The organism is Dokdonella sp. (assembly GCF_017744955.1).
GTDB lineage: Bacteria > Pseudomonadota > Gammaproteobacteria > Xanthomonadales > Rhodanobacteraceae > Dokdonella_A.
Genome location: NZ_JAGIAG010000005.1, coordinates 15972 through 28713, shown reverse-complemented (window position 1 = coordinate 28713; position 12742 = coordinate 15972). Strand labels below are relative to the sequence as shown.

Annotated in this window: 11 protein-coding genes and 1 tRNA gene; 6 read left to right on the top strand and 6 right to left on the bottom strand. The window is 69.8% G+C overall.

What is annotated here, in order from left to right; all coding sequences use genetic code 11:
* Positions 1–6 precede the first annotated feature (6 nt).
* From J7520_RS12155 to J7520_RS12140, 4 genes are all read right to left on the bottom strand, one after another.
* Positions 7–927 (bottom strand): DUF1295 domain-containing protein, encoded by a 921-nt coding sequence (locus J7520_RS12155; protein ID WP_291188608.1) that lies wholly within the window; start codon positions 925–927, stop codon positions 7–9.
* A 230-nt stretch (positions 928–1157) separates the two neighbouring features.
* Positions 1158–1946, bottom strand: a complete 789-nt coding sequence (gene ppk2 / locus J7520_RS12150) for a polyphosphate kinase 2 (protein WP_291188606.1) — start codon at positions 1944–1946, stop codon at positions 1158–1160.
* A 35-nt stretch (positions 1947–1981) separates the two neighbouring features.
* Positions 1982–2503: a molybdenum cofactor biosynthesis protein B gene (gene moaB / locus J7520_RS12145; RefSeq protein WP_291188604.1), complete on the bottom strand. Its 522-nt coding sequence runs from the start codon at positions 2501–2503 to the stop codon at positions 1982–1984.
* Between the two features lie 171 nt (positions 2504–2674).
* Positions 2675–4789, bottom strand: coding sequence for a tetratricopeptide repeat protein (locus J7520_RS12140; RefSeq protein WP_291188602.1), 2115 nt, complete (start codon positions 4787–4789; stop codon positions 2675–2677).
* 130 nt (positions 4790–4919) lie between these two features.
* Between J7520_RS12140 and J7520_RS12135 the strand changes: the two genes are divergently transcribed.
* The gene (locus J7520_RS12135; RefSeq protein ID WP_291188600.1) at positions 4920–5654 is read left to right on the top strand and encodes a hypothetical protein; all 735 of its coding nucleotides are present in this window, start codon (positions 4920–4922) and stop codon (positions 5652–5654) included.
* Positions 5655–5754: 100 nt separating this feature from the next.
* Positions 5755–6498: an energy transducer TonB gene (locus J7520_RS12130; protein WP_291188598.1), complete on the top strand. Its 744-nt coding sequence runs from the start codon at positions 5755–5757 to the stop codon at positions 6496–6498.
* 4 nt (positions 6499–6502) lie between these two features.
* Here J7520_RS12130 and prfA read toward each other — a convergent pair whose 3' ends face one another.
* Positions 6503–7585: a peptide chain release factor 1 gene (gene prfA / locus J7520_RS12125; RefSeq protein WP_291188596.1), complete on the bottom strand. Its 1083-nt coding sequence runs from the start codon at positions 7583–7585 to the stop codon at positions 6503–6505.
* Positions 7586–7722: 137 nt separating this feature from the next.
* Positions 7723–9000 carry a glutamyl-tRNA reductase gene (gene hemA, locus J7520_RS12120; protein WP_291188594.1) on the bottom strand — a complete coding sequence of 426 codons (1278 nt, stop codon included), beginning with the start codon at positions 8998–9000 and terminating at the stop codon, positions 7723–7725.
* Positions 9001–9279: 279 nt separating this feature from the next.
* Here hemA and J7520_RS12115 point away from each other — a divergent pair, with 279 nt between their 5' ends.
* The 4 genes from J7520_RS12115 to J7520_RS12100 all read left to right on the top strand — a co-directional run bounded on the left by J7520_RS12115 (position 9280) and on the right by J7520_RS12100 (position 12666).
* Positions 9280–10911, top strand: coding sequence for a tetratricopeptide repeat protein (locus J7520_RS12115; RefSeq protein ID WP_291188592.1), 1632 nt, complete (start codon positions 9280–9282; stop codon positions 10909–10911).
* Positions 10908–11522 carry a lipoprotein insertase outer membrane protein LolB gene (gene lolB / locus J7520_RS12110; protein WP_291188590.1) on the top strand — a complete coding sequence of 205 codons (615 nt, stop codon included), beginning with the start codon at positions 10908–10910 and terminating at the stop codon, positions 11520–11522. Before J7520_RS12115 ends, lolB begins: the two co-directional genes overlap by 4 nt.
* Complete coding sequence (gene ispE / locus J7520_RS12105) at positions 11519–12394, top strand: 4-(cytidine 5'-diphospho)-2-C-methyl-D-erythritol kinase (RefSeq protein ID WP_291188587.1); 876 nt, start codon at positions 11519–11521, stop codon at positions 12392–12394. The genes lolB and ispE overlap by 4 nt, the downstream gene beginning before the upstream one ends.
* Positions 12395–12591: 197 nt before the next feature.
* A tRNA-Gln gene (locus J7520_RS12100) sits at positions 12592–12666 on the top strand.
* The last annotated feature ends 76 nt before the right edge of the window (positions 12667–12742 follow it).

The following is a 12742-nucleotide window of genomic DNA, read 5'->3' as shown; positions in this document are numbered from 1 at the left end:
CGTTCGCTAGACGTCCGGTGAGGCCGGGTCGCCGATCGGTGGCCTGGCTTCGCGCCGCACGTAGGCCTCCGGCGGTACCGGCGTCGCCGTGCGCACGCGGCGCGAAGGCGGCAGCGGCGTCTGCCAGGAAGAGGTGTCCGGCTGGTCGTTCGGCCAGCCGCGCGGAAACCACGGCAGCAGCATCGGCGTCGCGGCGCGGTAGTGGCGATAGTCGTCGCCGCGCGTGCGGATCGCCTGCGCTTCCGCCGCGGGGATCCAGATGATCCAACCGAGCATCGTCAGCAGCGGGCCGAGCAGGGTCAGCGACCATTGCGGCCACGGCATGCCGACCGCGAGCAGCGCATAGCTGCACCAGTGCACAGCGCTGAAGAAATAATTCGGATGGCGCGAGTAGCGCCACAGGCCGCGGCGGTAGGTGTGGCCGAGGTGGCGCGGATTGGTGCGGAAGGTCGACAGCTGCATGTCGGCGTAGGCTTCGCCGGACAGCCCGATCAGGTAGACGATCGCGGCCAGCCAGGTCCAGATTTCCGAGCCGGCCAGCGGGTTGCTGGCGGCGACGTAGAGCGGCAGCGAGTACAGCGTCGCCGACACGCCGCGGCGCAGGAACAGGGCGAGGAAGCGCAGATCGGGATTCGGCCGGGTTTCACGCAGGTAGCGGTAGCGTGCGTCCTCGCGCTCGACCAGCACGCGGTGCAGCAGATGCATGATGAGCCGGAATCCCCACAGGCCGCCCATCACCGCGACCAGCATCTGCGCGGTCTGGGAGCCGTGCGCCACGATGCCGTACAGCAGCGCGCTGACGCAGATGCAGCACGCCCACAGCAGATCGGCGATTCCGGCATTGTGCGTCCGGCGCTGCACCAGCCAGCCGAGCAGCAGTACGGTCAGGTTCGCCAGCAGCATCCACAGCGGCAGCCAAGGATTCATGACTTAGCGCAGCCGGATTCCACGCTGACCCCCTCGCGAGCGAACGCAATGCCCCTGCGCCGTCGCGGATTGCCGACGACACCCTTGTTCGTTACGTCCCTGAACGTCGGAGGTGGCGGTGCCCCCGCGGGCAACCCCGCCGACGCCAGGGAGCATCCGCCGCGTCCGGTGTACGGGGTGTGAAAAGCACGCCCGCCGAGCGGGCATCCCGTCACGAATCTGCAATCGAATCAAAACGCTTCGGGGATCCAGAAATGCGAGTCGGCCAGCCGCTCGCGGCCCGGCTTGCCCTTCAGCTTGGGCAGCTTCAGCGGCTTGTCCGGCGGCGCGCGCTCGGGCAGCTGCGAGAGCAGGTGCGCGATCAGGTTCAGGCGGCCGCGCTTCTGGTCGTTGAAATCGACCACGAACCACGGCGCCCGCTCGCTGTGCGTCGCCTTCAGCATCGCGTCGCGCGCCTTGCCGTACTCGGCGTACTGCTCGCGCGCCTTGATGTCGATCGGAGAGATCTTCCAGCGCTTGAGCGGGTCGGCGGCGCGCTCGCCGAAGCGCTCCTCCTGCTGCTCCTGATCGACCGCCAGCCAGTACTTCAGCAGGATCAAGCCGTCGTCGGTGAGGAGTTTCTCGAACGTCGGGCAGTCGGCCATGAAGCGCCGGTACTGCGCCTCGCTGCAGAAGCCCATGACGTGCTCGACGCCGGCGCGGTTGTACCAGCTGCGATCGAACAGCACGAGTTCGCCGGCGGCCGGCAGATGTTCGACGTAGCGCTGGAAATACCACTGCGTCGCTTCGCGTTCGCTCGGTTTCGGCAGCGCCACGACGTGCGTGTAGCGCGTGTTCAGCCGCTCGTCGATCGCCTTGATCACGCCGCCCTTGCCGGCGGCGTCGCGGCCTTCGAAGATCACCGCGACGCGCTTGCCGGTCGCGATGATCGAGCGCTGCAGTTCGACGAGTTGCTGCTGCAGATCTTCCAGTTCGCGCGCGTATTTCTTCTTCTTGTCCTTCTTGCTCTGCTTTTCCACGTCGCGTTCTCCTCGATGCGTGTCGAAGTCGTCGATCAGGTTTCCCGCAGGCGCGGAATCAGTCCGGCCAGATTGCACGGCTTGGTTCTCGCGTCGAGCTGCGCGCGGATGAGTTTTTCCCAGGCCGTGCGGCAGGCCGACGTCGAACCCGGCAGACAGAACACGAACGTGCGGTTGGAGAGCCCGGCGAACGCGCGCGACTGCATCGTCGAGGTGCCGATCTCCTCGTAGCTGAGCAGGCGGAAGGTCTCGCCGAAGCCGGGCATTTCCTTGTCGAGCAGGGGGAGGATCGCCTCCGGCGTCGAATCGCGGCCGGTGAAGCCGGTGCCGCCGCTGACGAGCACGCCGTGCACGTTCTCATCGGCGATCCAGCCGGCGACGATCGCGCGTACGAGGTAGCGATCGTCCTTGGCGATGCGCCGTTCGATCAACCGGTGCCCGGCTTGGCCGAGCGAGAGGACGAGGTAATCGCCTGAGGTGTCTTCGGCGGCGCTGCGCGTGTCCGAGACGGTCAGCACGCAGAGGTTGAGCGGGACGAATTCGGCTTGCGCGGTCATGCGCCGAGCGTAGCGCGTCGCGGGGGCGGGGTGCAAAGCCGGAAGCGGGACGCGGATCGACGCGGATAAGCGCCGATCAAGACGGGAAAAACAGGCGGGACATCGAAACCGACAGATATTTTCAGGCGCTCTATCCGCGTTCCTCCGCGTCGATCCGCGTCCAAATCCTCCTCAACCCGCGATCGCTGCGACCGGCAGACCCGCGCGCCAACGGCGCGAGATCTCACGCAGCACGGCAGCGAAGTCGGCAGCGAACGCGGTCATGTCGAACAGGCCGCTGTCGCCACGTCGCTCGGCCAGTTCGGCGCGCAGAGCCGCGCGCGCGTCGGCATCGCGGCCGAGGCGAATGGCGGTCTCGACGTAGGTCGCATCGTCGACCGCATTCAGCTGCGGCAGTCGCAGGTGATGGTTCAGACTCGCCGCAACGCGCGCGGCGAAAGTCGCGCCGGGAACGGTCAGCACCGGGCAGCCCGCCCAGATCGCGTCCGAGGCGGTCGTGTGCGCGCCGTACGGCGCGGTGTCGAGGAACAGGTCGGCGTGGCGGTAGCGCGCCAGATACTCCGCATGCGGGAGCTTGGGCATGAACACCAGCCGCGCGGCGTCGACCCCACGCCGCTGCGCCTCGGCGCGCAGGCGGTCGTCGGCGCGCTCCGGCCCGGACAGCAGCCACAGCACGGAGTCCGGTACCGCGCGCAGCACGGCGAGCATGCGTTCGAAGTCCACCGGGTTGATCTTGTAGCTGTTGTTGAAGCAGACGTAGACGACGCCGCGTTCCGGCAATCCGCACTCCGTACGCGAGGGTGGTTCGCCGACGAGGCGCGTCGGATCGGACGGCTGGAAGCAGCGCGGCAGCCAGGCGATCGATTCGGAGAACTGCGCGCACAGCGACGGCGGCAGCACGACCGGATCGGCGATCGCGTAGTCGATCCACGGCGCGCCGGAGGTGCCCGGATAGGCCAGCCAACCGACCTGCAACGGCGCCGGCCGCAGCGCCAGCGCATCGGCGACGTTGCCGCCGCCCCAGCCGCGCAGGTCGACGAGGATCTCGACGTCGCGCGCATGGATGCGTTGCGCCAATGCGACCGCGGGCACGTTCGCGCACTCGTGCAGCGCGTGCGTCGCCGCGTGCAGGCGCCGGCGGATCGCGCTGCCGTCGTCGGCGCTGGTCGCGAACAGCTCGACGTGCAAGTCCGGCTGGTGCGCGCGCAAGGCCTCGAACATCGCGACGGTCAAAAGGCCGGTCGGATGGTTGCCGAAGCCGTTGGAAACGAAGCCGACGCGCAACGGCGCTTCCGGCGCGCGCGGCGGGTGCGCGAACGCGAGCCGTGCGCGCAGCGGCGCCGCACTTCTCTCGACGTCGCGTGCCGCGTTGCGCGCGCAGCGCAATTGTTCGGCGGCGTCGGCCGGTTCGGACAGGAAACCGAACGGCGCGATACCGGTCGCGCCGGCGTCGACGCGCGCGCGCAAGTTCGCCGACAGCGCCTCGAGGTCGCGCCAGTCGCACAGTTGCCGGCGCAAGTAGACGAGCTGGCCCAGCGCGTGGTGCAGGTTCGGATCCAGCGCCAGTGCGCGCGCATGCGCATCGGCCGACTCGGCGAACTTCTTCTGCTCCTCGGCCATCAGGCCCGCCTGATACGGAAAGCGCGCGTCGCGCGGCGCCGAACGCGCACCGGCCGCGTAGGCGGCCTCCGCGTCGGCGTAACGCCGCTGCGCGCCGAACACGTGGCCGAGCAGGAGCAGACCTTCCGGATGACCCGGCGCCAGGCCGAGCGCATGGCGTGCGTCGCGCTCGGCCTGCTCGATCTCGCCGAGTGCCAGCTCGGTCGCGGCGAGATTGAACCAGGCGCCGACGTACTCCGGCATCGCGCGCGTGCCGGCGCGATACGCCTCGCGCGCGCCGGCGAGGTCGCCCGCCGCGCGCCGCGCATTGCCGAGTCCGTTCAGTACCGCCGGATGCGTCGGCGCCAGGGCACAGGCCTGTTCGAGCGTCGCGACCGCCGCCGCGGCGTCGCCCTCGGCCAGCAGCACGCTGCCGAGATTGCACAGTACTTCGATCGAGCGCGGCGCCGATCGCCGCGCTTCGCTCAACGCGGCGCGCGCATCGCCGAGGCGGCCGAGCTGCAGCAGGGCGATCGCGTGCAGGCGCGCGGCTTCCGCGTCGTCGGGAAAGCGGCGGCGCAGTTCGTTCGCGTGCGCTTCGGCTTCGGCGAAGCGTCCGCGCTCGAGCAGTTCGGCGACGGTGTGCAGCGCGCTCTGCGGCAGTGGGGCGGAAGGGGATTCGGTCATCCCGGAACGCTAACCGACATGACGGAATTCCGCCACGGCGAAGCGTTGCGCGGCCGCTGCGGCAGGTCGATACTGAGGCGGCAGGGGCGTTGGATTTCTCGATCGTCGAAGCAGACGCGGGGGAACGGAGATGAAGCGACTCGTGGTGGCGCTTGCGGCCTTGTCGATGTTCAGCGTGGTCAAGGCCGAGAAGGGCGCCGACAAGCCGATCCGGACCGGAGGCGAATGGGCGGTATCGCTCGACGCGCAGGGGCATGTCCTCGCGTTGAAGCAGACCAGCGAGCTCAAGCCGGTCCTGGCCGAACCGCTCGAGCGCGCGATACGCGGCTGGGCGTTCGAGCCGGGCAAACTCTCCGGTCAGCCGCAGCCGACCGAGACGAGCTTGAGCTTGTCGATCGTGATGGAGCCGATCGGCGGCGACGGCTATGCGATCCGCATCGAGGACGCGCAGACGGGCGGGCGGCCGCAGAAGATGGTGTCGCCGCGCCTCCCTTCCCGCGACGTGCGCGAGGGCAGCTATCTGTACGTCATGCGCGTGGCGTACGCGGCGGACGGCAAGGTCGTGTCGATCGCGCCGGAAGCCGGCACGCCCGAGGTTCCTTCCGGCGTGCGCAAGAACTTCGAAGCCGCCGTGAAGGAATGGACGTTCGAGCCGGAACGCATCGGCGGGAAGCCGCTTGCGGCGGAAGTCGTGGTTCCCTTGTGCGTTTCGATGTGGAGGAACTCCTTCCGGCAGCCTGCCGGCATGGAAGACGGCTGCGCGTGGAAGTCGCCGCAGAAGCATTCGCCTGTCGAGAGCGGCCAGTTCGTCGCGGTCGACCCTGCGGCGAGATTGTTGACCGACGTCGTCGGTCGGACGCTCTGATCGTCGACCCACCTCGATCGCCGTCGTTCGTGTCGTCGTGCGCGCAGGCCGATGGCGAACGATGGTCCACGCAGATCTCGAAAGAAGGACGCAGGCCCCTATGAAGAAGCTCCTCGCCGGTGCACTCGCCACCGCTGCCATTTTCGGCACGGCTTTCCTTCACGCCGCCCAAGCCCCGAAGATCCTGAACTTCTCCTGGAACATCACCGTCGATGCGGACGGGCGCGTCACGCGCCTGGACAGCGAAGGCAAACTGGTGCCGGACCTCAAGGATCGGTTGGAGCGCGAAATCCGCACCTGGCGCTTCAAGCCCGGCACGATCAACGGCCAGGCGGCCGCGACGGAGTCGCGGCTGTACGTCGCGTTGCAGGCGACGCCGATCGACGACGAGCGATCGGCCTTGCACGTGATTCGCGCCGCTACCGGCGGCGGCTACGGCAAGATGGTGCCGCCGAGATATCCCGCCGCATCGGTGAGCGCGCGCCGGCAAGGACTGGTTCTGCTCCAGGTGCACTACGACGAAAACGGGCAGGTGGTGGAGTCGGCGCTCTACGAAAAGGCTCCGCAAGCGGACAAGGCGCTGGTCGACGCCGCGATCGCGGCCGTGAAGCGGTGGACGTTCGCGCCTGAAGTGGTCGGCGGCCGTCCGCTGGCCAGCACCGCGCTGGTGCCGGTCTGCTTCAGCTTGCACGGAGCCGGCATCCGACCGCCGAAGTGCGACTGGGAGCGTCCCGGAGAGTCGGCCGCAAACGCCTCGCGCATCGCCGCCGCCGCCGACGATACGACGCCCGCCTTCGATTCCGCGTTGAAGTTCGAAACCGCCGTCGCCGGCCGCACGCCCTGAACGGTTACCCGGAGGCCGTCAACCGCTGCAACTGATCCGCCTGGTCCTCGCGCGTCAGCGTGTCGACCAGTTCATCGATATCGCCGGCGACGATTTCCGGCAGGCGGTACAGCGTCAGGTTGATGCGGTGGTCGGTGACGCGGCCCTGCGGGAAGTTGTAGGTGCGGATGCGCTGGCTGCGGTCGCCGGAGCCGACCTGGAGCTTGCGCGACTGCGCCTGCTCGGCAGCCTGCTTGGCCTGCGCGTCGTCGAGCAGCCGCGCCTTCAGCAGCGACAGCGCGCGCGCGCGATTCTTGTGCTGGCTGCGCTCGTCCTGGCATTCGACCACGATGCCGCTCGGCAGATGGGTGATGCGGATCGCCGAGTCGGTCTTGTTGACGTGCTGGCCGCCGGCGCCCGAGGCGCGGAAGGTGTCGACCTTGAGGTCGGCGTCCTTGATCTCGATCTCGTCGACCTCGTCCAGCTCCGGCAGGATCGCCACGGTCGCGGCCGAGGTGTGGATGCGGCCCTGCGCTTCGGTCTCCGGCACGCGCTGCACGCGATGCGTGCCCGATTCGTACTTCAGGCGCGAATACGCGCCCTGGCCTTCGACGCGCGCGATGACTTCCTTGTAGCCGCCGTGCTCGCCGACGCTCTCGGACAGGATCTCGACGCGGAAGCGGCGCCGCTCGGCGTAGCGCAGGTACATGCGCATCAGGTCGCCGGCGAAGATCGCCGCCTCGTCGCCGCCGGTGCCGGCGCGGATTTCGAGGAACAGATTACCTTCGTCGCGCGGATCCTTCGGGATCAGCAGGCGATTGAGTTCGTCTTCGAGCCGGCCGCGTTCGGCTTCGAGGGAGGCGACTTCCTCGACCGCCAGATCCTTCAGTTCCGGATCGCGCAGCATCGCCTGCGCCGACTCCAGCGCGCTGCCGGCTTCGTCGTAGGCGCGCAGGCCTTCCGCCAGTGGCGTCAGCTGCGCGTGCTCGCGCGAGACCTCGCGCAGGCGCTTGGCGTCGGCGAGCACCTCGGCGCTGGCGAGCAGGTGCTCGAGTTCTTCGTGGCGCTCGGCCAGTTGTTCGAGCTTGCGGCGGATCGTGGGTTGCATGGGGAGTCGAAACCTGGGATTTGAGAGAGCGGGGCCTGACGTCATCCCGGAAGGTCGGGTCCGTCGCGCGGTCGTTGCGAGAAATTGGGTTCCGGCGCTTGCCGGAACGACGGCGGATAGCGAGAGAGAAAGCGTCGCTAACGTTCGCGTTCGTCGCCGCCGACCGGTTCGGTGTCGAACAACCGCTCCGCCGCGCGCAGCAGTTCCTCGTCACCGCGCAGCGCGGCGGCACGCAGGTTCGCGCTCGGCGCGTGCAGCAGCTTGTTGGTCAGCGTGTTGGCGAGGAAGGCGAGCGCCTCCTCCGGCGAGCGGCCGCGCGCGAGCAGGGCCTGCGCCTTGGCCAGCGTCTCGTCGCGGCTGGCCTCGGCGACGCGGCGCAGGTCGACCAGCGGATTGTGCGCGTCGAGCGCGCGCCACCAGCCCATGAAGTGCTCGACCGAAAGCTCGATCATCGCCTCGGCCTCGCGCGCGGCTTCGCGGCGCGAACGCAGGTTGTCGTCGATGACCTGGCGCAGGTCGTCGATGGTGTAGAGATAGACGTCCTCGATCTCGGCCGTGGCCGGGTCGATGTCGCGCGGCACGGCGATGTCGACCAGGAACATCGGCCGGCGCCGGCGCGCGGCGATCGCGGCGGCGACCTGGTCGCGATGCAGCACCGGTTCGCGGCTGGCGGTCGAGGCGATCACGATGTCGGCTTCGGCCAGGTGCTTGCCGAGGTCCGCCAATGCGATCGCGTAGCCGCCGAAGCGCGTCGCCAGCGTCTGCGCGTGGTCGAGCGTGCGGTTGGCGACGATCAGCCGGCGCACCTTCGCCTCGGTCAGATGGCGCGCGGCGAGCTCGATCGTCTCGCCGGCGCCGATCAGCAGCACGCAGGCCTCGCGCAGGTCGGCGAACACGCGCTCGGCCAGGCGCACCGCGGTGAACGCGACCGAGACCGAGTTCGCGCCGATGCGCGTGTCGGTGCGCACGCGCTTGGCCACCGCGAAGGTGTTCTGGAACAGGCGCTCCAGCGGTGCCTTCAGCGCGTTGGCGTCGCGTGCGAACGCGTAGGCGTCCTTGACCTGGCCGAGGATCTGCGGCTCGCCGAGCACCATCGACTCGAGGCCGGTGGCGACGCGGAACAGATGCCGCACGGCGTCGGCGTCCTGGTGGCGGTAGAGGAACTCGTCGATGCGCGCGCGGGTCAGGTCCTGGTGCCGTTGCAACCAGGCCGCCGGAACGCCTTCGGCGCCGGCCTCGACGGTGCAGTACAGCTCGGTGCGATTGCAGGTCGACAGGATCGCGGCCTCGCGCACGCCTGGTTCGGCCAGCAGCCCGACCAGCGCCGGCGCGGTCGCTTCCGGCGGGAACGCGGCGCGCTCGCGCAGGGCGACCGGTGCAGTCAAATGATTGAGTCCGAGGGCGACCAGTGCCATATCGAGCGATGAAAGTGCGGCGCGGCGGATCTCGAAGAGGGAATCGGCGAGGACGGGATGGGCTAAGCTAGCTCGCGACCGGCGTCGAGCGCCGGCGCAGCGTCTGCTGCCAAGCGTCGCGAATTGTGCGGGTGCGACCCCGCGATATCAAGCAAGACAAGGCTTTGCATGCACGACGGAATGCCGCAGCGCGCTCGAATTTCCCTCCGACTCGGTGTCGTCTGTGCCGTCTTGGCGATCGCCACGTCGGCATGCGCGCCGTTGCCGCCGAAGACGCGGATGGCCGGCGTCGAGGCGAAGCCGGCCGCGGTCGCGGTCGCACCCGAAAACGATCTGATGCTGAAGCTGCTGGCGGCGCAGTTCGCCCTGCAGAACGACGATCTCGCCGCCGCGGCGCAGGGTTATGCCGAGGCGGCGGAGCTGTCCGCCGATCCCGCCGTCGCCGAGGAGGCGACGCGGCTCGCGCTCAGCGTCAAGCAATGGCCGCTCGCGCGCCGTGCGCTCACGCGCTGGCAGCAGCTCGCACCGAAGGAATCCGGCATCGTGCAGGCGCGCGCGGTGCTGGCCCTCGGCGAGCAGCGCATCGACGACGCCTACGCCGATCTCTCCGCGCTGGCCGCGCGTGCCGACGAGCAGGGTTGGCGCCTGGTCGCGCAGGTGCTGTTGAACGCGCCGGACAAGGCGGTCGCCACGCAATTGCTCGAACGCCTGGCGACGCCGGAACACCTGGCGGCGAAGGAGACCAACTGGGTCGCGATGAGCCAGCTCGCGTTCAAGCTCGGCGACAAGGCGCTGGCGCAGCGGCTGGTCGATCGCGCGGTGGCGAAGTTCCACGGTGCCGAGGGCTACGCCTGGAGCGCGCGCCTCGCGCTCGACCGCGGCGACAAGGCGGCCGCGCAGGGCCAGTACGCCGCGGCGCTGAAGCGCGATCCGGACAGCCTGCGCCTGCGTGGCGGCTACGCGGCCCTGCTCGCCGACAGCGGCGACAACGCGGCCGCGGCACGCGCGCTCGAGCGCGGTCCGCAGGACGACGTCACCTACGCCGCGCGGGCCGCGTACGCCGCGCGCGGCGAGGACAAGGCCGCGCTGGTCCGGCTCTACCGCGAGATGCAGGCCGACAAGGGCGAGCGGTCCGGCAAGCGCCTGTATCTGCTCGGCCAGGTCGGCGAACTGCTCGACAGGAGCGAGGAGGCGCTGAACTGGTATCGCGAGATCGGCGACGGCGACGAGCACTGGTTCGATGCGCAGATGCGCCAGGCGGTGCTGCTCGATCAGCTCGGCCGCAACGCCGAGGCGGTGGATTTCCTGCACCAGCTGCAGGCGCAGACGGGCGAGGACATCGAGCAGCTCGGCAGCGCCTACCTGCTCGAAGCGGAACTGCAGGTGCGCAGGCAGCGACCGCGCGACGCGCTCGCGGTCTACGGCCGCGCGCTCGGCGTGCTGCCGGACGATACGCGCCTGCTCTACGCGCGCGCGCTGCTCGAAGTGGATCAAGGCGATGCGGACGCCGCCGAGCGCGATCTGCGCCGCGTGGTCGAACTCAAACCCGACGACGCCGAGGCGATGAACGCGCTCGGCTACACCCTGGTCGACAGCAGCTCGCGCGGCGATCCCAAGCTCGCCGAGGCGCGCGAGTTGATCCGCCGCGCGATCGAGTTGAAGCCGAACGAGCCGGCCATCATCGACAGCCTCGGCTGGCTGCACTATCGCCTGGGTGATCTCGACGCTTCGCTGAAGCAGCTGCGCCGCGCCTACGAAAAGCAGACCGAGCCCGACATCGCCGCGCATCTGGGCGAGGTGCTGTGGGTCAAGGGCGAGCGCGACGAGGCACGCCGGATCTGGGAAGAAGGGCGCAAGAAGGATCCGAAGAACAAGGTGCTGCTCGAAACGATCAAGCGGCTGAACCCATGAGCCGTGCGTTGCGCGTCCTCGCCGCGTTCGCGTTGCCGTTCGCGCTGGCCGCCTGCGTCGGGCCGCGGGTGAAGCCGTCTGCGCGGCCGGCCGACGCCGAGCTGCTCGCGCGCCAGGCCGCACGCGAGCAGACGCTCGGCGCCGAGACCGGCTGGAGCCTGCGCGGCCGCCTCGGCGTTTCCGACGGTCGCGACAGCGGCAGCGGCTCGCTCGAATGGACCCAGCGCGCCGACGCTTTCCGGTTCAGCGTGCACGCGCCGGTCACCGGCAAGACCTGGACCCTGTCCGGCGACGCCGGGCACGCGACGCTGCAAGGCCTGCGCGAGCAGCCGGTCGAAGCCGGCGATGCGCAGAGCCTGCTCGAACGCGAACTCGGCTGGCACGTGCCGGTGGCCGAGCTGACGCGCTGGGCGCGCGGCCTGCGCGCCGCGCCGGACGCGGGGATCGCGTTCCGCGCCGACGGCCTGCCGGCCGAGATCGACGAGGCCGGCTGGAAAGTCGAGTATCTCGACTACGACACCACGCGCGATCCGCCGCTGCCGAGCAAGGTGTTCGCGGCCAAGGGCGAGTACAAGGTGCGTCTGGCGATCCGCGAGTGGAACTCGCCGTGACGGCCGACGCCGTCGCCTGGAGCGACTGGCCGGCACCGGCGAAGCTGAATCTGTTCCTGCACATCGTCGGCCGGCGCGCCGACGGCTATCACCTGCTGCAGACCGCGTTCCAGCTGCTCGATTGGGGCGACACGGTGCGCCTGCGGCTGCGCGAGGACGGCGTCATCCGCCGCATCGACCCCTTGCCGGGCGTCGCGGCGGACGACGACCTCGCCGTGCGGGCGGCGAGGATGCTGCAGGAGGCAGCCGGCGTCCGCCTCGGCGCGGACATCGCGATCGACAAGCGCATCCCGCTCGGCGGCGGTCTCGGCGGCGGCAGTTCCGACGCCGCCACGGCGCTGGTCGCCCTGAACGCGCTCTGGCGCGCCGGGCTGGACGAGGACCGGCTGGCCGCGCTCGGCCTGCGCCTCGGCGCCGACGTGCCGGTGTTCGTCCGCGGCCGCAGTGCCTGGGCCGAAGGCGTCGGCGAGCGGTTGTCCGCGCTGGCCCTGCCGGAGCGCTGGTACGCCGTGGTCGACCCCGGCGCCGTGGTGCCGACGGCGGCGCTCTTCGCGGCCCCGGAATTGACACGTGCTGCGCCGCAGCTGACAATTCCGCTCTTCCTTGCGGGCGTCCGGACGAGCAATGTGTTCGAGCCGGTCGTGCGCGAACGTTTTCCCGCGGTGGCGCAGGCGCTGGATTGGCTCGGCCGTCACGGCGAGGCGCGGCTCAGCGGCTCCGGCGGCTGCATTTTCGCGGCCGTCGACACGCGTGAAACGGCAATGAAGATCGTGGAGAGTTGTCCGCCGGGAATGCGCGGTTACGCCGCACGCGGCGTGGCGGTTTCGCCGTTGCTCGAGCGGATCGACGAGCGGCGGACCGAAGCGGGTTGATGGACTGGAGTTTTGCGGTGCGGAGCATCGCGGCATGGATCGAAGGCCGCCCCGAGGCGGCCTGAGAGGCGCGGTGCTGCCGCGACCGTTTTCATGCCTTGGCCTGCAGGAGCGGGCGCGAGTGGCGGAGCCGGGCCGAAGGCCGAGCCGCAGGATGCGGCGAGTCGAGCGGGCAGGAGCCCGCTTCGCTCAGACACTGGGGCGTCGCCAAGCGGTAAGGCACCGGGTTTTGATCCCGGCATTCGCAGGTTCGAATCCTGCCGCCCCAGCCAGAAGACTTCGTCGTGCCCGTTCCTTCGGGGGCGACGAGACGTCAGGTTTACGAGGTTCCTGCTCGGCGTAGGGCTC